Below are 20,783 nucleotides of genomic sequence, written 5' to 3'. Positions count from 1 at the left end.
TGATGAAGCCGTCTTTGAGTCTGTTGTCCCTGTGCATGCTGCTGGGCGCTTGCAGCACGGGGGTCACCCATGACAATAACCCTGTGATCGTACCGCCTGCCTGGCAGATGGCTCACGGGATGAGCCGCCAGCAAAGTACCCAGCAATGGTGGCAGCAATTTGGCAGCCCTGAGCTGGATCAACTGATCGCTCAAGCCAAAACCGGCAGTTACGACCTGGCGGCAGCTGTTGCACGGGTGCAACAAGCACAAGCCAGCGCCGTGATTGCCGGGGCGCCATTGATGCCCGAAGTCAAATGGGACGCTAGCGGCAATCGTCAGAAATTGTTGCGTGGCAAAGGCTATAGCCAACTGGATGCGACGGATGAGAACAAGGCGGTGGATTACTTTGAGGCCAACTTGACCGCCAGCTATGAAGTGGATTTTTGGGGGGGCAAAGCCGCCGCCCGGGACAGCGCCGAACAAGCGCTCAAAGCCAGTCAGTATGATCGCGACACGGTCGAGCTGACCTTGCTCAGCAGCGTCGCCAACAGCTATGTCCAAACCCTTGCTCTCAACGAACAACTGCGTATCGCCCGGCTTAACCTGAACAATGCACAGCGGGTGTTACATGTCGTGCAAACTCGCCATGACGCAGGCTCTGCTACAGCGCTGGAACTGGCTCAACAGAAAAGCCTGGTGGCTGCACAGCAACGTCAATTGCCGCTGATGGCACAGCAGGCACAAGATGCACGCATTACCCTAGCGGTATTACTGGGCAAACCGATTAACACCCTTGCTGCGAGTGATACCCCCTTCTCACGGCTGCGCTGGCCCGATATTGGCAGCGGCGTGCCCAGCGAGCTACTCACCCGGCGCCCTGACATCGCCAGCGCCGAAGCCAAACTGGCGGCGGCTCGTGCGGACGTCAGCGTCGCCCGCGCTGCCATGTTGCCCAGCCTGACATTAAGCGCCAGCCTGGGATCGGGAGCCGACCGGCTCAGCGATGTGTTACGCAGCCCGTTTTATAACCTGACGGCGGGATTGGCCGGGCCGATCTTCAACAACGGTCGCCTCAGTGCCGAGCGTGACAAAGCCACGGCGCGGCAACAGGAACTGCTACAAACCTACCGTTCGAGCATCATCAGTGCCTTTGCCGACGTCGAAAAAGCCCTGAACAGCGCCACAGGTCTGGATCAACAGCGGCAGTGGCAAGACGAAGAGCTCAAGCAAGCGCAGCAGGCTTTCGACATTGCCGAGCGCCGCTACAAGGCCGGGGCCGAGATGTTGCTGACCGTGCTTGAGACTCAAAGAGTGTTGTATGCGGCCCAAGACCAGCACGTACAACTGCGTATGGCGCGACTGCAGGCCAGCATCGCGATGTACAAAGCGCTGGGCGGGGGCTGGAACACCCAACCTTTGTAACCGCTCTATTCCTGTAGGAGCTGACGAGCTCTGCGAGGCTGCGATCGGCGGCGAAGCCGTCGTAGCACCTGACACACCGCGCTGGCCCAATCTTACGAGCGCTACGCGCTCGAACGCAGCCTCGCGCTGCTCGTCAGCGGCTACAAAATGTGTGTGTTGCGCTTGACCACCAGATGCCGCGCGTACCACGGGCGACGCGGTACGCGCTGAAACAGATTGCCCATCTTTTTTTCATCGCCAAAGGTGATACGCAGCGCGAGCTTCATCGTCTCGGGATCCATTTCAACGGTTTTTCCCGTCGCCAGTCCCGGCGTGGTACTACAACCGTGAGTCACTGGGCCCAGCCACGGATCTTCCACTTCCACCCAACGACCCGCCGCAAACCAGGGCACACCATTGATCTCTTCGCGCTGGAGCTGCCCGGGATGAAAACGCTCATGGGCACGAAACCAATCCTCTAAACGATCATCGATCCAGCCATGAAAGCTCCAGAACACCGGATTGACATGAGAGGAGAACGGATCGCCCAAAAAGTCATTTTCGGCCTCGTACCAACGCGCCGCGAAGTCGGCTGGATCACGGGCCATCGGCACCGGTGCGCCGTTTGAGGGATCTCGTGGCACCGAGGCCCAGCGCATATGCAACCAGTCATGCAGGCCCAGTTCAACCTCGGAACCGAACTGGCCCAACGTCAGCGTCGACAAATAACGCGGGTCGCGATAGCGCGATTCCCACACCTCGAAGTTGGAATGAAAAGTTTCAGGCTGTTTGATATCACTCAGCCATTGGGTATACACCGCATCGCCTTCAGCCAGCCACGTCGGCGGCAAGGCACTGCCGTCGTGATTGTCAAAGTAGCGGGCAAACCCGGCACGGTCGCGTTCAAGCTCAGGTTGAGGCAAAGGGAATGCCGTCCACGACGGTAGATCCTGCATCGAACGAGCGGCCCGCAACATATGCCGATGCATAAAGAAAAAATCGACCCCGGAACCATTTCGGTCCTTGCGTGGCCCTCGCGCATCCCGCTCCCGGTCTCTCTGGCCGGGTTGCCAGCCGAGTCCACGCAAGGCGTTGCGTTTGTCATCCGAGAGCTCATGCCAAGTGTCCCGCGAAGCGTGCCATAACTGATGGAATAAACGATGCTCCGGCGCCACCAGCCAGGCCAGTAAATCTGGATTTAAACCGATGCGCTCCCGCGCCTCCGGGAAAGTGCGCTTAATCGCAACAAATCGGTTGTCTTGTTCAGGCAGTGCCAAGGGCCGGTCCAGACGTTGCACAGTACCGCTGAGGGTGCCACTGCCAGCATTGCCGTACATACCCCAGACTTCGTCCAGGCTAAAACTGAACTCGTAATCCGCCTGACCGTTGGCAGAATCACTGCGGGTGATTCGCCAGTGCATCCTTTTAGGGTCGGGCTCGACCAGATCCCCCAGAATGCGGTAACGCGGCGTTTGCGTGCTGTTCAATACCGCGGCACTGTCCAGATAACCGCGAACACCTCGGCCACGCGGGGCTATGTCGAGCCACACCTCAAGGCCTTCTTGAGGCACCCCCTCCAGCCCGCCATCGGCGCCACTGAAAGAAATGCTCCAAAGCCCGCGTAATTGATCAGCCAGTTGCTGCCCCGCCGTGTCTGCCAACTCGACCGTTGCCTCACCCGGCGTGATGGGCTCGTCCACCCGCGTCAACTCGCGATGCCCATAGAACGCTGCTGGCGCTGCTGCGCCGGTAATCGCTAAACCAGCGATGAACCATCGTCGAGAAATCGTCATTGCCCTACCTGTCCCGGCCTGAATGCAGGCGTTATCCAAGCTAGAACGTACTGTGCGGGCTCAAATTTAGCCTGAGGGCCTCAGTTGAATTCATGACGTGCAGTCAAGACTGCTTTGCGTGAGCTACGGTGTTTCGTGCGGCTCAAGGCGAGGATACTCGACCTCATTCTTACAGCACTCCAGGAGTTATCCATGACAGTTCCAGCATTCGGTCTCGGTACATTTCGCTTACAGGGCCAAGTCGTTATTGACTCGGTCAAAAATGCGCTGGACGTCGGTTATCGGGTGATCGACACCGCGCAGATTTATCAGAATGAAGCAGAAGTCGGACAGGCGATTGCCGAAAGTGGCATCGACCGTGAAGCGCTGTATATCACCAGCAAAATCTGGGTCGACCATTTTGCCGAAGGCCAGTTGATCCCGAGCCTCAAAGACAGTTTGGCCAAGTTGCGCACCGACCATCTGGACCTGACACTGATTCACTGGCCATCACCCGACAACGCCGTGCCGGTTGCGGTGTTTATGAAACAACTGCTGGAGGCAAAAAAGCTGGGGCTGACCCACGCCATCGGCGTGTCCAACTTCACCATCGCACTGATGAAAGAAGCAATTGCTGCGGTCGGTGCCGAGAACATCGCCACTAACCAGATTGAACTGCATCCCTACCTGCAAAACCGCAAAGTGGTGGAATTCGCCAAGAGCCAAGGCATTCATATCACTTCGTACATGACGTTAGCCTACGGCGAAGTGTTGAAAGATCCGGTGATCAATCAGATTGCCAAGCGTCATGACGCCACAGCCGCACAAGTGACACTGGCGTGGGCCATGCAATTGGGTTATTCGGTCATTCCGTCCTCAACCAAGCGCGCCAACCTTGAAAGCAACCTCAAGGCGTGCGAACTGACGTTGAGCGAAGACGACATGGCGCAGATCGCAGCCCTGGATCGCGGCCATCGCCTGACCAGCCCTAAAGGCCTTGCACCTCAGTGGGATTGATTGTTGCGGGTGTGCAAAATGCCGCTGACGAGGAACGAAGGCTGCGATCGGCGGCGCAGCCGTCGTAAAACCTGGCACACCGAGTCGTCCCATCTTGCGACCGCTTCGCGCTCGATCGCAGCCTTCGGCAGCGGCTACAGGTTAACGTGTCGCTGTGAGCATGGCGCGTAGCAGCTGACGAGGGACGAAGGCTGCGATCGGCGGCGCAGTCGTCGTAAAACCTGACACCCCGAGTCGTCCCATCTTGCGACCGCTTCGCGCTCGATCGCAGCCTTCGGCAGCTGCTACAGGTTTACGTGTGGTTGTGAGCATGGCGCGTAGCAGCTGACGAGGAACGAAGGCTGCGTTCGGCGGCGAAGCCGTCGTAAAACCTGACACCCCGCGGGGTCCCATCTTGCGACCGCTTCGCGCTCGATCGCAGCCTTCGGCAGCGGCTACAGGTTTACGTGTGGCTGTGAGCAAGGCGCGTAGCAGCTGACGAGGGACGAAGGCTGCGTTCGGCGGCGCAGCCGTCGTAAAACCTGACACCCCGAGTCGTCCCATTTTGCGACCGCTGCGCGCTCGATCGCAGCCTTCGGCAGCTGCTACAGGTTAACGTGTGGCTGTGAGCATGGCGTGTAGCCGTCGTAAAACCTGGCACACCGAGTCGTCCCATCTTGCGACCGCTGCGCGCTCGATCGCAGCCTTCGGCAGCGGCTACAGGTTTACGTGTGGCTGTGAGCAAGGGGTGTAGCCGCTGACGAGGAACGAAGGCTGCGATCGGCGGCGCAGCCGTCGTAAAACCTGACACCCCGCGGGGTCCCATCTTGCGACAGCTTCGCGCTCGATCGCAGCCTTCAGCAGCGGCTACAGGTTTACGTGTGGCTGTGAGCAAGGCGCGTAGCAGCTGACGAGGAACGAAGGCTGCGTTCGGCGGCGCAGCCGTCGTAAAACCTGGCACACCGAGGCGTCCCCTCTTGCGACCGCTGCGCGCTCGATCGCAGCCTTCGGCAGCTGCTACAGGTTTACGTGTGGCTGTGAGCATGGCGTGTAGCCGTCGTAAAACCTGACACCCCGAGGCGTCCCATCTTGCGACCGCTTCGCGCTCGATCGCAGCCTTCGGCAGCGGCTACAGGTTAACGTGTCGCTGTGAGCATGGCCGCTGACGAAGAACGAAGCCGTCGTGCATGACTCGTCAGCGGCTACGAAACTGGATGCTGCCTATCAGACCCCGAACCGCTGCAACTGCATTTCTTGCAGGCGGCTCAGGGTGCGGCGAAAGGCAAATTCCAGATAGCCTTGTGTGTATAGCTGTTCCAACGGAACGTGCGCTTCAATCAAGACCGGGACCTTGCGGTCGTAGCACTCATCGATCAGGGCAATAAATCGCCGCACGCTGTCGTCGAAACGTGACAGCTGCGGTAATTCACGATCCCCTGCCTCAACTTTCACCGGGCCGTCTTCAGTCCCCCGCGCAATCTTGCCTTCACGTTGCTCAGCGCTCATACAGGGCACGTCACTGAGTAAAATCGCCTGATAGCGACCACAAAGGTCCATAAACTCGATGGCGGCCAGCGGCTGTTCGCACAATTCATGAAAATTGCACCACAGCACACGTTCACTGGCCCGCACCACGCTCAGTGATCGGTGCGCAACCGCAATCGGCTCATGAGAGACCGACTGCCCCTGGGCCAACTGCGCGAATACGTCCCCAAATACACTGGGCTGCCCCGTGGGTGTCACCCAAAAACGCTGCTGCGCAATCCCGGGGTGCAAACGGTGATCTTCAACCCCATCCACCGACACCACGTGCATATGCTCCACAATGGCGGTGATCGCAGGCGCAAAACGCTCCTTGTTATGGCCTTGGCTATATAACTGCTCAGGGGGCTGGTTAGAGGTACATACCAGCACCACGCCTTCGTCAAACATCACTTTGAACAATCGGCCGAGAATAATCGCGTCACCAATGTCATTGACGAACAGCTCGTCAAAACACAACACCCTCACCTCTTTGCTTAACGCTTTGGCGATCGTTTCAAGCGGGTCAGAGGTGCCGGTCAGTTGAAACAGTCGCTGGTGCACCCATTGCATAAAATGGTGGAAGTGCTGACGACGTGCAGGCACCCGCAGACTCTTGTAGAACTGGTCCATCAGCCAGGTTTTGCCCCGCCCAACCGGCCCCCATAAATACACACCCTCAGCGGTCTTCTGGGCTTCGTGCAGCTGCTCATGACAATGCTGCAACGCCTGTACCGCCCGCGCTTGAGCCGGATCGTGAACAAAACCGTGCTGCTCGATGGCCTCTTTCCAGGCATGGAGGGGTGACTCGACATTCATGCTGTTGACTGACTCCGGAAGGGAATTGGCAGTATGCCAGCAAGGCAATCGTCCAGCACCCCTTGAAAATCTCACGGGAGCCACCACATTGTTACCCGGGCGGTAATAGAGCATTTTGCCATTAGGTCTTTTTCGATGAAGACATCGGCGTATACTTGGCAGCATGTAAAAAGCTTTACCGAACACGGAATACATAATACGGAACTTCGTACGGCTACTTGATCATTGAAACAGGTGCCGTAACTTCTTCCCGCCGTTGGCAAATGAAGTCAGTCAGCTTTAACTCTTGATTACTTTAGAGGCCACCACAATGAAAACTTTAATTGCTTTAGTCCTGGCTGGTAGTGCATCGATTGCCTTTGCTGGCGAAACAACTGCCGCCACTTCAGCACCGGCTGTAGAACAATACTCTTATGGGTCGACACTGGACATCGCTAAAGTTATCAGCCTGTCCGACATCCCCAAAGTGTGCAAAGTTGTACCGGCGCAAATGACCTATGAAGACCATCAGGGTCAGCGCCACACGGTTGAATATCAAGTGATGGGTGACGGTTGCAGCACTCACTAACTCAACGCTTTGAGCATCAGGTTGCCCGCAAGGATGCGACCCCAGGCCCTCTCTTCGGAGGGGGCTTTTTAGTGAGGGTGCTGGGACAGATTAATTGTTACCGATTTGGAAAGACTTATTGTCAGTCTTTTGACTTCAATCATTGATTTAACACCGTATGATAGCGACATCCCTTACCAAACATTGAAACATTAAAACAGGGCACGGTACTTCGTGCGGCATCTTCCTTCGAGAACAACGCCGCAACTTCGACCGCCCACTGGGCAACTGAAGTCAGTGAAACGTGATTGTTTTGAGGTGTGAATAATGAACCGTTTGATTGCTTTTGCTTTGTTAGGCTTTTCTACATTGGCAGTGGCTGAAGAGGCTAAAGTTGCACAGGCTCAACCTGTTGTCGAACATTACACTTACTCCACTGACCTCGATATCGCTAAAGTTATTAGTGTTTCGCCCACCCAGGATGTGTGTGAAGTGGTGCCAGCGCAGATGACCTACGAAGACCATCAAGGTCAACGCCATATACTGGAATACCGCATCATGGGTAACGGCTGCTCGAACGGCTAATCGCCGCGCAGCCTTGCAGGAATGCCGAGCCCCCGTTTTTACGGGGGCTTTTTGTATGGCGGCTATTAAGGGTTAAGCTCAAAACCACATTCATGGCAAGGAGCGCCCGTTCATGCAACAACCTCCCACGCTCAAAACCTCACGGCTCTTGCTCGAACCACTGTGCATTGGCGACGCGCAGGCTATTCAGGAGCGCTTTCCCCACTGGGAGGTCGTGCGCTATCTCAATGCGTGTGTGCCTTGGCCGTACCCGGACAACGGAGCCCTGAGCTACCTGCAAGATCACGCATTGCCGGCCATGGCACTCGGCAAGGAGTGGCACTGGACGATCCGGCTGATCACAGAACCCGAGGACGTGATCGGTTGTATCAGCTTGATGGACCAGGACAACAACCGCGGGTTTTGGCTGTCTCCGCCATGGCAAGGCCAAGGCTTGATGGGGGAAGCGTGCGAGGTAGTGGACAGGTATTGGTTTCACACACTGCAGCGTGACTGCATGCGGGTGCCCAAGGCTGCACCTAATGAGGCTTCGCGCAGGGTATCGCAACGGGGCGGGATGACATTAATCAGCCGCTCACAGGCTGAGTTTGTCAGCGGCTCGTTCACCAACGAGATTTGGGAAATGACCCGTGAACACTGGTTGGCGCAACGAGGATAAAGGCGTTGAAAAAAGCCCGACTCTGCGCAGGCAAAGTCGGGCTTGAAGCGCTCAACGAGCGCTTCAGGTGCCGAGTATCAGTCTTTCTTCTCGGAAAGCACTTTGCCAGTGTGGTCGATTGTGGTTTCTACCTGAACTTCCACACCGTCGATTGTCTTCACACCTTCAGCTTTCCAGATACCGGTCGCCGGGTTTTCCAGCTCGATGCTCTTGATGGTTGTATAGCCAGCCTTGTTTTTGAAGACTTCGATCGCCTCCTTGGAAAACGCCCAGTTCGGGTCTTGTGGGGCTTGAGCCATCGCAGCCCCGGAAGCCAGCACAACAGCAGCGGTGATCACAGCAGCAAAAGTTTTCTTCAACATGTTCTTAACTCCATTAATTGATGTTGCGTCTGGTACTTGAATGCCGAGATAACCCTAGCAGAGAAAAATCACTTCAGAAGGCTAAATGACATGCTTTTGACATGGCTCATGTTCTCGTATCCCCAAGCGCAGGGTTAGAATGCATCGCACCAAGGAGAACTAATGAGCGAAACACGCCTCACCGAAGCCCAATACGATGCCATCACTGAGGCCGCTGCTCAGTGGTGCATGCGCGTGCACGAGCCTGATTGCACCGACCGGGAACGTGAAGCGTTCGCTGAATGGTTAAACGCCGACCCGCTGCATGCGTTTGAATATGAGGCCATGCTGGACATCTGGGACGTCAGCGAACACTTGCAGCAGCCCCTGCCTATGGCGGCTGGGGTGGTGCAAAAGCTGCCAGTGGCCCGCCGCAAGCGCTGGCAAACATTGGCCGTGGCAGCGGCCATCACCCTGATCGCAGCGCCTGTTGCGGCCTACAGTGGCTGGCAACTGGGGTGGGTACCGAGTTCCTATCAACGCCTGCAAGCCGACACGCAATTGAAAACGGTGACCTTGCCGGACGGCAGTGAAGTGGAACTCAACCTCGGTACGCAGCTGACATTTGCCAACTATAAAGACCAGCGTCGAGTCACCCTGAACAAGGGTGAGGCCTTTTTCAAGGTGAGCCACGATGTCACGCACCCCTTTTTCGTCAGGGCGGGAGAAGGCCAGGTGCGCGTCACCGGCACCCAGTTCAATGTGTGGACGTATGAAGATCAGGTCAAAGTGACGCTGCTGGAAGGTTCGGTGCTGGTGACCAGCAACAAGCGCCTGAGTGGCGAAGGCCTGCGCCTCGAACCGGGCATGCAGGCGCGTTACAAAGCGGGCGATTACGCCCCGCAGATCAACCAGACCTACGCCAACGCCCAAGATCTTGCCTGGCGCAACGGCAAGTTGGTGCTGGACAATCTGTCTCTGAGTGATGCATTACCGTTGATCAACCGTTACCTGGATACGCCGCTGGTTCTAGCCGACAGCGCAACCGGCAAGTTGCGCATTGGTGGTGTATTCAACACTCAGGACATTGATCGTCTGGTGACCTCACTGCCCAAAGTCTTGCCGGTCTACCTGAGCATCAGCCAGAACGGCAATCCCGTGATAAACGGGCAGCCACAGGGTTAAGCGCCCTATTTCGCAGCAGTTGCCGCAGGCCACGTCCGATTGCGAAGCGATAGTAAGGCTGCATCGCCGGACTCAGCCCGCGGCAGCGGCTACGGATGTTGGGACTTTATCTGCACACGCTGATAGCTCGGATCGGCCTTGATCTGTTCTTCGGTAAAGGGCAATTTTTGCCACTGCTTATTCGAAAAGGCCCGCGTTTGATCCTGTGAATGTGGGGACGCCGGATCACTGGAAATCGAGAACGCCAACACGCCCTGCGCCTGCGGCCCGTGCTCATCGAATGTGACGGTTTGCAAATAGCTGGTGCCGCTGACCACTTCGCGCTTTGCGCCCTCACCCGCAACACTTTGCATCGCGTTGTACACACCCAACGCCGCCGGGCCACCATGTATTGGCGTGTGCTGTGTACCCCTGCTGACTTGCTGAATATCACCCCACGTGACGTCTGCGCTCAAACCCGCTTCAGTCACCGCCGCTGCCGAAGCCAGCAATGCTGTACGCACCGCTTCACGCACGGCCGGTTGCTCCAGATCCAACCCACGTGGCGTGTGCTGCGGGTCGGACGGGTCAAACGGCACACGCCACACATTCTCGACCTCAAGCAACGGCACCATGATGTTCTGGAAATGCACCAGACCAATGCCACTGTTCAGATTGGCCTGTTGATCCCAATTCTTGAGGCTCGCGCACACCTGCGTCAGTGTGGGCTTATCCGCCGCAGAGGCTCCCTCGCAGACCTTGAGCAGGTCAGGCAGTACTTGCCCGGCCAGATACACCCGGTTATCCATCACCATGCCTTGCAAGTCGTTAATACTCAGCCGCCCCGGTTGTCCGAGCCGTTGCAGGGCAAAACGGGCACGCAGCCCCAATGGCTGGCTGTCTTGGCTGATCAACGGCGAAAAGCCGGTCTGCGGTGCATTGGGGTTGGCCATCCAGGCCGAGTCATTGGCATGCTGTACGTAATCATTGCGGCGCATTTGCGGCAGTTTGCTTGCCGGGTAGATCCCCTTTTGTGCCGCGCTCGGATCAATCGTCCACGCGCAGGCACTGCGACTGCCATCCAGCAAAATCATCTCAAGGCCTGCACGCGGATCGCTGCACGCCGCCAGCTTGGCCGCATCGACATAGGGCACCACCGACGCGTTCATGTACAGCGCTTGCCCCTGGTCATCCACCGCCAATGTATTGACCCATGGAATACCTTGAATCTTGCTCACCGAGGCTTGCAAGGCATCGAGGCTGTTCGCCTGATTCATCGCATACCACTGCTGCAGCACACGGTCGTTTTGCAGATTGGCATCACGCAGACTGAAGGCTGTGTGGTCATTCCAGTCGAGCTTGCCCGGCCACTGCACAACCGGCCCGAATACAGAGCTGTAAATCACCCGCGACACAGGCTGAACGCTGCCATCTGCCTGTTTCACATTCACCGTGACCGTCTGCTTCGTCAGGGGTGTTGACTGGCCGTCCAACAGATAACGTGTCGGGTCTTTGGGGTCGAGTTCGAGGCGATACAGGGTGAAATGCTTCGACGTATCGACCGTGTGAGTCCAGGCCATATGCTGGTTGAAGCCAATATTGATCAGCGGCAACCCAGGCAACGCCGCCCCCATCACATTCAGCTTGCCGGGTATGGTCAATTGCATTTCGTAGAAGCGCATACCGCCCACCCACGGAAAATGCGGGTTGGCCAGAAGCATTGCGCGTCCCGTTTGCGAACGTTCGCTGCCAATGGCCACCGCGTTACTCCCCCGGTCCAGCGCAAAGCGCTGCATGCGCTCAGCTGCGATTTCGAATTGCCCAGCCCGAGTCTCGACCTGTGCAGTGGCCTGGGGTGGCGCAGCAGCAACCAACGCTTCGGCAAACTGACCGACGCCACCTTCGACCAGCAGACGACGGGTCAACTTGACCAGATCCTGCGGTGTGAGAGGCCGAACGGAAGCGTTGTCGCACTCCGCGGGCAGGTTTTTACGCTCACTGAGCTGGCGGTTATACCCGTCCACATAACCTTCGATCAGGTCTCGCACCTCAGGGTTTTGTGCCTGCCAAAAAGCCGCGACCGCCTCGGGCGTGTTCAGCCAGTTGAAAAACACATCACTGGCCAGATTGTCTCGCTGCTCAAGGGTCAACGCCTGAGGCCCAAAGTATTTCGAACGTTCGCCATTGACCGTGACCACTTCGTTGGCCAGCAAGCACAGGTTGTCCTGAGCATAGGCATACCCAATGCCGTAACCCAGACCGCGCTCATCGGCGGCGCGAATATGAGGCACGCCAAACGTCGTGCGTCGAATCTCTGCACTGACATCACTGGCGACGGGCTGGGCCAAGGCTGAAACACTCAGCCCCAGGCACACGGCGCCAAGACACACTTTGCTAAATGGCCGGTAATTAATCACGCGTACTCCTGCTGGATCGAGGGATAAGCCAGGCAGCGTGATCGAATTGAAACCCACCCCCCGGCCCCCTTAAGACGAAGCCGGTGAAAAAAATTTAATCACGGTGTAAACGCCCGTATAGAAAGGGCCGGTGACGGATACAGCACTCGCCATAACAGAATTTCTACACGTAAGGGTTCATGATTTTCACCGCTCATACGTCTAGTTAACTGAGAGCATTTTTTATTTTCCTGATCAGGCTCTGAAAAGGAGTTTTTTGCATGCACAACTCGCAAATACCAACGGATGGTAGTCAACCACATTGCGAAACCGTGTTTCAGCCGAACTCAGGTTTGCTGAAAACGCTCACGCCTTTGCAAGGCAACGAACGCATACGCCACCTGCTTAAATATTTCGGGCTACGTACCAGCCTGGTGCGGCTCAAGGTCATTGATGCGCTGCTGACAGCCGCTGGAAACGATCGACGATTGGGGGTCAGGGGGATGCACAGCCACTTGCAGGCGCTGGATATTCCGCTGTCATTTCTGAGTGTGCGCGAAGTGTTGAAGCGCTTATGCAGCGAGGGTGTGGTGGTGCTCAACAGCGATAAAAGCTACAGCCTGCATCCGCAGGCCGAGGCTGTGCTCATGGGTAAAATCGAGGCTTAAATCTTGGTTTTACGGCGCATCACGCCATTGATCACAACAACCACTACCGCCACACCGATGGCGATGTACTGGAACATTTTCTCGGAGATCATGCCGTGGTTTTGCATGTACGAAAGACCAAACATGATCCCCAGAACCACCAGTGAGATCAGAATCGAGTATTTCAAGCGCTGCGAAGGGGTCATTACCGGTTCCTGAAAGTAAGGCTGAAAATATGCTGAAAAATGTAGCAAACATTTCGTGACTGCGAGTTGGCCCGCGTTGATTCGGGGGCCATGTTACACCGCAAAAAGGCTACAGGGTCTGTTCCCGTTTCATTGCCGCCGGGCGGTTTGCACTGCAAGGGGAACAGATCCTAGCTGGATTCAGCTCGACGAAAGCCGCTGGCTGGACGTGAACAGAGGTCCACCAACCAGTCTACAAACACCCGAACGCGCGGTGACAATTGCCGATGCGCTGGATACAGGGCGGTCAATGCCAGAGGCGGCGGCTCATGCTCGCTCAAGACTTCTTGCAAACGCCCTTCACGTACCAGTTGAGCCACGTGATAGTGCGGTGATTGCACCAGCCCATAGCCCGCCACGCAAGCCGCCAAGTAGCCTTCTGCGCTATTGACCGAGACCTGTTTGGGCAGATCGATCAAACGCACCTCATTGCCGAATTTAAATTCCAGCCCGTAGCGTTTTCCCGATGCGCTGGAAAAGTACTCCACGACTTGATGACCGCTCAACTCGTCAGGGGATTGCGGTATGCCGTGAGCGCGCAGGTAAGCCGGGCTGGCGCAGGTCACCTGATCCATCTGCACCAATGGCCGCGCCACCAGTGAATCATCCATCGTTAACCCGCCGCGAATGACGCAATCAATCCCTTCGCGGATCAAGTCCACGGGGCGGTCATTGAGGCCGATCTCGAGATTGATCAACGGGTAGCGCCCGGTAAATTCGGGCAAAGCCGGAAACACCACCAGCCGCCCAACCGCTGCAGGCATTTCAACCCGCAAGGTGCCCTTGGGTTGGTTGCTGCGAAACAATCCTTCGGCCTCTTCCAGATCGGCCAGCAGATGGACACACCGTTGGTAGTAGGCAGCGCCGTCCAGCGTGGGGCTGACTTGGCGTGTGGTGCGATGCAGCAACTGCACGCCTAAATGCGCTTCCAGTTGTTTAATCAGCACGGTGACCGATGCACGGGGCATTTGCAGGCTGTCGGCGGCTTTGGCAAAACCGCCCAACTCAACGATACGGGTGAACACCAACATCGCGTTGAATCGATCCATGAAAGCTCCACTGTCTGGGTTGGATGAACGCAGCTTTCAGATAAAAGCTTCGGACCTGTAGCTTGTAGGTAAGCGGCTGGCGAACACACCTTCCGACCCGGAGTATTAAGGACGATTATGTCCGCGTAAGCGGACACAATTACCATTAATCTCAGGATCGCCAGGTGCCAATGTAAGTCCTGTCCGAAATCCTTCAAGGCCCAAGTCGTTCAAGCGAGCGAACAGCGGATTTTATAGCACTGGGCCATTACACCGGCCTGAATCCCATAAACGCCTCGATCAACGCCTGCAGCACCGGCTTCAACCGCGCCACCCGCTGATCATCCAGCGCATACGGCGGCACTTCCTCCATGTAGCCACGCTGCGCCAGCTCCAGCTGCACGGCGTGCACGCCCTGCGCAGGGTTACCGTACGTGCGAGTGATGTAGCCGCCCTTGAAGCGATCGTTGAGTACGGCGGGCAGGTCGGGCATGCGTGCCTGGGCCGTGGCCAGCAAGCCTTGAGCAACGGCTGGGTCGCAGGAGGCGCCGTCTGCGGTGCCGAAGTTGAACACTGGCAACGTACCTTCGAACAGCCGCGGTATCACTGAGCGTATCGAGTGCGCTTCCCACAGCAGCGCATAGCCGTGACGCGCCTTTATGCGCGCCAGCTCTGCCTGCAGGGCGTTATGGTAAGGGTGCCAGTAGAGCGCCAGACGGCGCTGGATTTCGGCTTCATCCGGCTCGCAGGCTTCGCGGTATAGGGGTACGCCGTCGAAGGTGGTCAGCGGGCACAGGCCGGTGGTGTTCTGCCCGGGGTACAGGTTGGCACCGTCGGCGGGACGGTTCAGGTCGACCACGTAGCGCGAGCAGGTCGGCTGCAGGTACGAGGCGCCCAGGCCGATAGAGAAGTCGTAGAGTGCCTCGATGTGCCAGTCGGTGTCGTCGACTGCCAGCCCGGTCTCGCTCAGTTGCGGGCGGATGTCGGCGGGCAGATGAGTGCCCACGTGGGGCATGGAAATCAGCAGCGGGCCTGTGCCTTGCTGCAGGCTGAAAACTGTTTCGTCGTTCATGGGGCCTCCGGATTAAGCGCTTTCATTCAGTAGGTCGGCCAAGGTTGCGCGATACCCTGCGCGGGCCTGCTCTTGCAGGGCGTGCTGGCCGTTATAAATTACCTGCTGACCACCCACGAACACATCGCGTACCGGGTTGCCACCGTGCTCGCAGAACACCAGCGCCGACAGCAGCAGGCCGTGTGGCCGATCGCCGATATTCGGGGCGTCGCGGTCGAGCACTACAAAGTCTGCCCGCTGGCCGGCGGCCAGCCCTGCCACGTTTCGGCCGGTTGCCCGGGCGCCGCCCGCCAGTGCCTGACTGAACAGGCGGTCGGCTACCACTGGGGTGGCCTGGTCGGCCAGCACATTGCGCCGGCGCTGGTTCAGGCGCTGGCCATATTCCAGCAGGCGGAACTCGGCAAACGGGTTGACGCAGGTATTGCTGTCCGAGCCGACGCCCCATTGGCCGCCGGCCGCGAGGTACTGGCGGGCGTCGAACAGGCCGTCGCCCAGGTTGGCTTCAGTGGTCAGGCACAGCCCCACGGTGGCGCCGCTGCGGGCTACCGCGGCGTATTCACTGTCGTCCATATGGGTGGCGTGCACCAGGCACCAGCAGCTGTCTATCGCCTGGTGTTCCAGCAGCCACTGCACCGGCCGTTGGCCCAGGTTGGCGAGGCAATCATCTACCTCGCGGGTCTGTTCGGCGATATGGATGTGAATCGGTGCCTGCGGGTCAGAATGCTGCAGCCCTTCGACCAGTGCTTGCAGGGAGGCCTGTGATACCGCGCGCAACGAATGCGGAGCTACGCCATACCGGCGATTACCGTTTTCCGGCAAGGCCAGTTTCATGCGTTCGCGCAGGCCCAATATCCACTCGGGCGAGGAAATAAAACGCTGTTGATGTGCCAGCGGTGCGCTTTGGCCGAAACCGCTGTACTGGTAAAGCACCGGCAGCAGGGTCATACCGATGCCGACCTCCTCGCCGGCGCGCACGATCTGTTCGGCCAGCTCTGCCGGGTTGTCGTAGGGCTGGCCATTGGCGCCGTGGTGCACGTAGTGGAATTCACACACCGAGGTGTAGCCGGCCTTCAACATCTCGATGTACAGGTGCCGGCCAATGGCGTGCAGGTGGTGCGGCAGCAGGCGCTGGGCAAAGCGGTACATCAAGGTGCGCCAGCTCCAGAACGAGTCGGCCGGGTCACCCAGGGTTTCGGTCAGCCCGGCCATGGCGCGCTGGAAGGCGTGCGAGTGCAAGTTGGGCATGCCGCTGACCACTGGGCCGGCGGCTCTTGGCGTACCTACCGGGGCTGTAGCCCCCGAGCGGACTTCACACAGGTCGCCAGCATCGTCCCAGCGCAGCATGACGTTCTCTTGCCAGCCTCCGGGCAGCAGGGCGACTTCTGCGAACAGGCTGCGCGCGGTTGTGGTGTTGTGGGGGGCGTGGGTGTTCACGATAACCTCTGGCAATGAGCGATTCACTTCTTGTCGATATGCACCGCGAGCACCACGGCGTCGGTGCCGCACTGCAACTGCGGCCTTGCCTGGCCTTCGCCGAAGCACACCCGGTCACCCGCGCGCAGGCGCTGCATACGGCCTTCTGCATTGGTCAACAACGCCTCGCCCCGGGCAACGAACAGCAGGCTGGCATTGGCTGCCAGCAGCAATTGCTGCGGGCAGCTGTACACGGCGATGCTGCCGGTAGCGGCGCAGCGCCGTACCATCAGGTTGAAATCCCGAGTGGCCCCACCTTGCACCGTTGCCTGCACCTGCAACTCACCGGCGAAGGTAAACGGCTGATTGGCGCTGGTAAGCGGGTGCAGCAGCCCACCGGGAAGTTGTAGATGCAGACCGCTGCCGTTGAGCAAAACGATGGTGCGATCAATGCCGTCGAAGGTCGAAAACGCAGAGTCGGCCGCCACTTCGGCAACGCTGACGCGCCAGATGAATGTGTTCAGGTCACTGCCCGGCGGCTCGATACACAGCTCGCGGGTAATGCCGGCGTGGTTCTTCCAGGGCACAGCCGGGATGTCGGCAAGGGCCAGCACTTCAAATGGCATGGGACGCCTCGCGGGCCAGGATGCCCTGCAGGAAACTGCGCGTGCGCTCCTGCTTCGGGGCACTGAACAACTGCGCTGGCGGTGCGGCCTCGACGATAACGCCCTGGTCCATTACCACCACAATGTCCGCCACTTCACGGGCAAAGCCCATTTCGTGGGTCACGATGATCATCGTCATGCCCTCGGCGGCCAGGTTTTGCATCACTTGCAATACTTCGCCGACCAGTTCCGGGTCGAGCGCCGAGGTGGGTTCGTCGAACAGCATCACCTTGGGCTCCATTGCCAGCGCCCGGGCAATCGCCACGCGCTGTTTCTGCCCGCCAGACAACGTGCCCGGGTACACATCGGCCTTGTGCCCCAGCCCGACTTTTTCCAGCAGCTGCATGGCCTGGGCATGCGCCTGCTTGCGTGGCGTGGCGCGCAGCGACATGGGTGCCAGGGTGATATTTTCCAGTACGGTGAGGTGCGGGAACAGGTTGAAGGACTGGAACACCATGCCGACTTCGCTGCGCAGGGCGTCGAGTTTTTCTTCGCTCATCATGCGGCCCTGCTCGACCACGGTGTGCCCGCAGGCGACCAGAGTGCCGCCCTCTGCGGTTTCCAGGCCGTTCATACAGCGCAGGAAAGTGCTTTTGCCAGAGCCGCTGGGGCCGATGATCACCACCACCTGGCTGGGCTGGACACTGAAGTCGATGCCGCGCAACACATGGTGAGTGCCGAATGACTTGCTCAAGTTGCTGATATCAATAATGGGCGCGCTCATCAGACTCTCCCTTCAGCACGAAGTAGTTTTTCGGTGTGGCGCAGAATCAGCGTGGTGGTGCCGGTGAGCACCAGGTAAACCGCCGCAATGGCCAAGTACACTTCGAGGGAGCGGTACGACACGCTGATGATCTTTTCGCCCTCATGCATCACGTCGGCGATGGTCAGCAGCGACACCAGCGCGGAGTTCTTGATCAGTGCGATAAATTCGTTGCCCAGTGCCGGGATCATGCGCACAAATGCCTGCGGCAGGATCACCTTGCGCATCGCCATCTTGTACGGCAGACCGAGGGAGCGAGCTGCTTCCATCTGGCCTTTTTCCACCGACTGAATAGAGCCGCGAACAATCTCCGAGACATAGGCCGCGCTATAGATGCCCAGGCCGAAAATGCCGCAGACATAAGCCGGCAGCTGGATGCCGAAGTGCGGCAGGCCGAAGAACAGAATAAACAGTTGCACCAGCAGTGGGGTGCCGCGTATCAGCGTCAGGTACGTGGTGCACACGCCATAGATGATGCGGCGCTTGGGGTTGAGGCGGCCAAGGCCGATCAACAGCCCGAGCACGCAGCCGAGTATCAGCGCCGCCAGGGTGATTTCAATGGTAACGGCGGCGCCGGAAGCGAGCGCGCGCCAGCCATCCCACACCGGGGAAAAATCGAGATCCATGGTTTACTCCGCAGGTAGTGCTTCAGGGAAACACCGGGCGTAATCGCCCGCTGCCGTGGTTATTCCTGGGTACCAAACCATTTCTGGGTCAGCGCGGCGTATTCGCCGTTGCTGCGAAGGGTTTGCAACGCGGTATTCATCTGTTGCGCCAGTTCGGCGTCGTTCTTGCGCAGGGCGAAACCGTACAGCTCGGTGGTCAGGCCTTCATCCAGCACGCGCACGCGCGGCTCAGACTTGGCGAACTCGATGGCGGCCGGGCGGCCGGTCACTGCGGCGTTTACCCGGCCGATGGTCAGCAGGTCGAACATTGCCTGGTTTTTCTCCACCTCCACCACGCTGGCAGTGGGGTAGTTGTCCTTCAGAAACGAGATGGATTTGGTACCGACTTGAGCAGAGACTTTTTTGTCGCCGCTCAGGTCCGCCGGGCTATTGATGCTCTGGTCATCCTTGAGTACCACTACCGCCAGGCCGCCACGGAAATACGGGTCAGTAAAGTTGACGACCTTGCGGCGCTCGTCAGTCATGTAGATGGCCGACGCTGCCACATCGAAACGGTTGGAAATCAGACCGGGGATCAGCCCCTTGAAGCCGATATCGATCCATTCGACCTTCTTGTTCATCTGTGCGCCCAGCGCTTCGATCAGCTCTACATCGAAGCCGGTGCGCTTGCCGTCCTTGATGAATTCCATGGGCGGGAAGGTGGCATCGGTGCCAACCCGCATCACGTCACCCGCCGCGGTGGCAGCCATCGGGATGGTGGACAGCAGGGTGAATGCGGTTGTAACGGCCGCGAGCAGCCTGGAAAACTTCATAAGGTGTTCCTCGAGATTCTGAGTGGGCCAAATCGTGATGTAACCGGCAGGTTAGAATCGGTTGCAGATGCGGCTGGCCGCTTTTATTGTCATTTTTATAAGCTCTTCTTCCCTGGCGCCTACGCGTAGCGATGGCGCCATCAGGGTTATGGTTCCTTCCAGGCGTTCATTGTCGGAAATCAGCGGCACGCTGATCCCCCACACGCCCTGGTCCACTTCACCTTCGCTGGTGGCGTAGCCCTTCTTGCGGATCTCGGCGACCTGCTTTTCAAGGGCGTCCACGGCGACCGGGTCATGGCCCAGTTGTTCTTCGATCAGGCGTTTTTGCAGCAGACGGGGCAAAAAAGCCAGCAAGGCCTTGGCCGACGCCCCGTACATCAGTGAATGCGCACGGCCCTTGGTAAACGAGCAGCGCAATGACAACGTACTTTCTTCCATGGCGATGCACACCACTTGCTCGTTGGTGTACACCAGCAAGCCGACACTTTCGCCGGTGCGTTCTACCAGCGCGCTGATTTCGTCGCGGCTTTGGTTGATCAGGTAGGAGTTCTGGTCAAACCCCCTGGCCAGTAGCACCCCCGTAGCGCCGGGCTCGTACAGCCCCGTAGCCATGTGCTCCTGAACCAGGCCCCACTTTTTCAGCGCGCCAAGGTGCCGGTAGACGGTGCTCAACGGCATACCAACCTGGGCGGCGATACGTTTGGCGCCGATCGGATGGCCGGCCTTGGCGATACACACCAGGACATGCAATACGCGATCTACGATGCTTTTGTTTTCTGGGTCGGTCATGGCCGCACTATAGGGCATGATTCTCAGACTGTGGTTTTGATTCCCATCCAGCGAGAAAATTGACTGGTTTTTTCAAGGTTCGCAGTGTCAGGGCTCTTAATAGTTCCCTCGCTCCGGCCCCGCTCCGTGGGCACGCCGTGACGGCTCTCCCGATGGGGCGGTAGATCAAGATCAGACCCAAAAGCCAGATCAAGATCTACTGCAATTGCAGCTGTCTGCGCTGTGGTCTGTATGCAGTTTAAAAATCTTGAGTCCCGAATGGTGTCACTGCTGCTACCGATACAGTGGGCACAACACGGAGGCCCCTCACAGGAGGCTGAACGCCGGTGCTGTTATGGGGGGGACGAGGCAGGACGCCGAGCCAGCCTAGGCGAGCTCGGCCGTATGGTAGGGCAAGGACCTTTAGGTTCCTTTTGGGATGGTCCGACACTCAGCTGTTTGCCAAAAGGAACTCGCCGTAAGGGCGAAACCCGTAGAAAGAATTAACACAGCCAATGGATATGTACTCAGTGCTTCAGTTATATAAACCGCGTACATATCCA

20 protein-coding genes are annotated in these 20,783 nt (G+C 58.3%); 7 read left to right on the top strand and 13 right to left on the bottom strand.

Annotation, left to right across the window (positions count from 1 at the left end):
* Window positions 1-2 precede the first annotated feature (2 nt).
* Window positions 3-1,403, top strand: a complete 1,401-nt coding sequence (locus FJD38_RS18950; RefSeq protein WP_122782013.1) for an efflux transporter outer membrane subunit — start codon at window positions 3-5, stop codon at window positions 1,401-1,403.
* A gap of 140 nt (window positions 1,404-1,543) precedes the next feature.
* On the opposite strand, the gene pvdP is transcribed toward FJD38_RS18950, so the two are convergent.
* Complete coding sequence (pvdP, locus tag FJD38_RS18945; RefSeq protein WP_146386875.1) at window positions 1,544-3,175, bottom strand: pyoverdine maturation tyrosinase PvdP; 1,632 nt, start codon at window positions 3,173-3,175, stop codon at window positions 1,544-1,546.
* A gap of 192 nt (window positions 3,176-3,367) precedes the next feature.
* On the opposite strand from pvdP, the gene dkgB reads away from it, so the two are divergent.
* Window positions 3,368-4,171 carry a 2,5-didehydrogluconate reductase DkgB gene (dkgB, locus tag FJD38_RS18940; RefSeq protein ID WP_146386872.1) on the top strand — a complete coding sequence of 268 codons (804 nt, stop codon included), beginning with the start codon at window positions 3,368-3,370 and terminating at the stop codon, window positions 4,169-4,171.
* Window positions 4,172-5,374: 1,203 nt separating this feature from the next.
* Here the strand turns inward: dkgB and zapE are convergent.
* Entirely contained in the window at window positions 5,375-6,490 is a 1,116-nt protein-coding gene (zapE, locus tag FJD38_RS18935; RefSeq protein WP_146386870.1) for a cell division protein ZapE, read from the bottom strand.
* Window positions 6,491-6,800: 310 nt separating this feature from the next.
* On the opposite strand from zapE, the gene FJD38_RS18930 reads away from it, so the two are divergent.
* From FJD38_RS18930 to FJD38_RS18920, 3 genes are all read left to right on the top strand, one after another.
* The gene (locus FJD38_RS18930) at window positions 6,801-7,058 is read left to right on the top strand and encodes a DUF2790 domain-containing protein (protein WP_122784904.1); all 258 of its coding nucleotides are present in this window, start codon (window positions 6,801-6,803) and stop codon (window positions 7,056-7,058) included.
* Between the two features lie 306 nt (window positions 7,059-7,364).
* Complete coding sequence (locus FJD38_RS18925) at window positions 7,365-7,622, top strand: DUF2790 domain-containing protein (RefSeq protein ID WP_122784905.1); 258 nt, start codon at window positions 7,365-7,367, stop codon at window positions 7,620-7,622.
* A 112-nt stretch (window positions 7,623-7,734) separates the two neighbouring features.
* Window positions 7,735-8,280 (top strand): GNAT family N-acetyltransferase, encoded by a 546-nt coding sequence (locus FJD38_RS18920; RefSeq protein ID WP_146386869.1) that lies wholly within the window; start codon window positions 7,735-7,737, stop codon window positions 8,278-8,280.
* A gap of 77 nt (window positions 8,281-8,357) precedes the next feature.
* Here FJD38_RS18920 and FJD38_RS18915 read toward each other — a convergent pair whose 3' ends face one another.
* A complete protein-coding gene (locus tag FJD38_RS18915) occupies window positions 8,358-8,642 on the bottom strand; it encodes a PepSY domain-containing protein (RefSeq protein WP_122784906.1) in 285 nt (94 codons plus the stop codon).
* A 162-nt stretch (window positions 8,643-8,804) separates the two neighbouring features.
* On the opposite strand from FJD38_RS18915, the gene FJD38_RS18910 reads away from it, so the two are divergent.
* Window positions 8,805-9,806, top strand: a complete 1,002-nt coding sequence (locus tag FJD38_RS18910) for a FecR family protein (RefSeq protein ID WP_122784907.1) — start codon at window positions 8,805-8,807, stop codon at window positions 9,804-9,806.
* An 89-nt stretch (window positions 9,807-9,895) separates the two neighbouring features.
* On the opposite strand, the gene pvdQ is transcribed toward FJD38_RS18910, so the two are convergent.
* The gene (pvdQ, locus tag FJD38_RS18905) at window positions 9,896-12,202 is read right to left on the bottom strand and encodes a bifunctional acylase PvdQ (RefSeq protein ID WP_244302760.1); all 2,307 of its coding nucleotides are present in this window, start codon (window positions 12,200-12,202) and stop codon (window positions 9,896-9,898) included.
* Between the two features lie 260 nt (window positions 12,203-12,462).
* Here pvdQ and FJD38_RS18900 point away from each other — a divergent pair, with 260 nt between their 5' ends.
* Complete coding sequence (locus FJD38_RS18900) at window positions 12,463-12,849, top strand: fe2+ zn2+ uptake regulation protein (RefSeq protein ID WP_122784909.1); 387 nt, start codon at window positions 12,463-12,465, stop codon at window positions 12,847-12,849.
* On the opposite strand, the gene FJD38_RS18895 is transcribed toward FJD38_RS18900, so the two are convergent.
* The 9 genes from FJD38_RS18895 to FJD38_RS18855 all read right to left on the bottom strand — a co-directional run bounded on the left by FJD38_RS18895 (window position 12,846) and on the right by FJD38_RS18855 (window position 20,241).
* Window positions 12,846-13,034 (bottom strand): hypothetical protein, encoded by a 189-nt coding sequence (locus tag FJD38_RS18895; RefSeq protein ID WP_122784910.1) that lies wholly within the window; start codon window positions 13,032-13,034, stop codon window positions 12,846-12,848. The two genes, FJD38_RS18900 and FJD38_RS18895, sit on opposite strands and share 4 nt — an antisense overlap.
* Before the next feature lie 170 nt (window positions 13,035-13,204).
* Entirely contained in the window at window positions 13,205-14,122 is a 918-nt protein-coding gene (locus FJD38_RS18890; RefSeq protein ID WP_146386867.1) for a LysR family transcriptional regulator, read from the bottom strand.
* Window positions 14,123-14,369: 247 nt separating this feature from the next.
* Window positions 14,370-15,173, bottom strand: a complete 804-nt coding sequence (gene hutG / locus FJD38_RS18885; protein ID WP_122784912.1) for an N-formylglutamate deformylase — start codon at window positions 15,171-15,173, stop codon at window positions 14,370-14,372.
* A gap of 12 nt (window positions 15,174-15,185) precedes the next feature.
* Window positions 15,186-16,607, bottom strand: a complete 1,422-nt coding sequence (locus tag FJD38_RS18880) for a formimidoylglutamate deiminase (RefSeq protein WP_146386865.1) — start codon at window positions 16,605-16,607, stop codon at window positions 15,186-15,188.
* 23 nt (window positions 16,608-16,630) lie between these two features.
* Window positions 16,631-17,212, bottom strand: a complete 582-nt coding sequence (locus tag FJD38_RS18875) for a HutD/Ves family protein (RefSeq protein WP_199750994.1) — start codon at window positions 17,210-17,212, stop codon at window positions 16,631-16,633.
* Complete coding sequence (locus FJD38_RS18870) at window positions 17,202-17,975, bottom strand: amino acid ABC transporter ATP-binding protein (RefSeq protein ID WP_146386863.1); 774 nt, start codon at window positions 17,973-17,975, stop codon at window positions 17,202-17,204. Before FJD38_RS18870 ends, FJD38_RS18875 begins: the two co-directional genes overlap by 11 nt.
* Complete coding sequence (locus tag FJD38_RS18865) at window positions 17,975-18,640, bottom strand: amino acid ABC transporter permease (RefSeq protein ID WP_146386861.1); 666 nt, start codon at window positions 18,638-18,640, stop codon at window positions 17,975-17,977. The genes FJD38_RS18870 and FJD38_RS18865 overlap by 1 nt, the downstream gene beginning before the upstream one ends.
* Before the next feature lie 59 nt (window positions 18,641-18,699).
* Window positions 18,700-19,452: a transporter substrate-binding domain-containing protein gene (locus FJD38_RS18860; protein ID WP_146386859.1), complete on the bottom strand. Its 753-nt coding sequence runs from the start codon at window positions 19,450-19,452 to the stop codon at window positions 18,700-18,702.
* A 51-nt stretch (window positions 19,453-19,503) separates the two neighbouring features.
* On the bottom strand, window positions 19,504-20,241 hold the full coding sequence (locus FJD38_RS18855) for an IclR family transcriptional regulator (protein ID WP_146386857.1): 738 nt from the start codon (window positions 20,239-20,241) through the stop codon (window positions 19,504-19,506).
* Between the last annotated feature and the right edge of the window lie 542 nt (window positions 20,242-20,783).

This window comes from Pseudomonas saxonica (genome assembly GCF_007858365.1).
Classification (GTDB): Bacteria; Pseudomonadota; Gammaproteobacteria; order Pseudomonadales; family Pseudomonadaceae; genus Aquipseudomonas; species Aquipseudomonas saxonica.
Note: the sequence above shows the minus strand (reverse complement) of the source record. Positions and strands in the feature narration are given on the sequence as shown.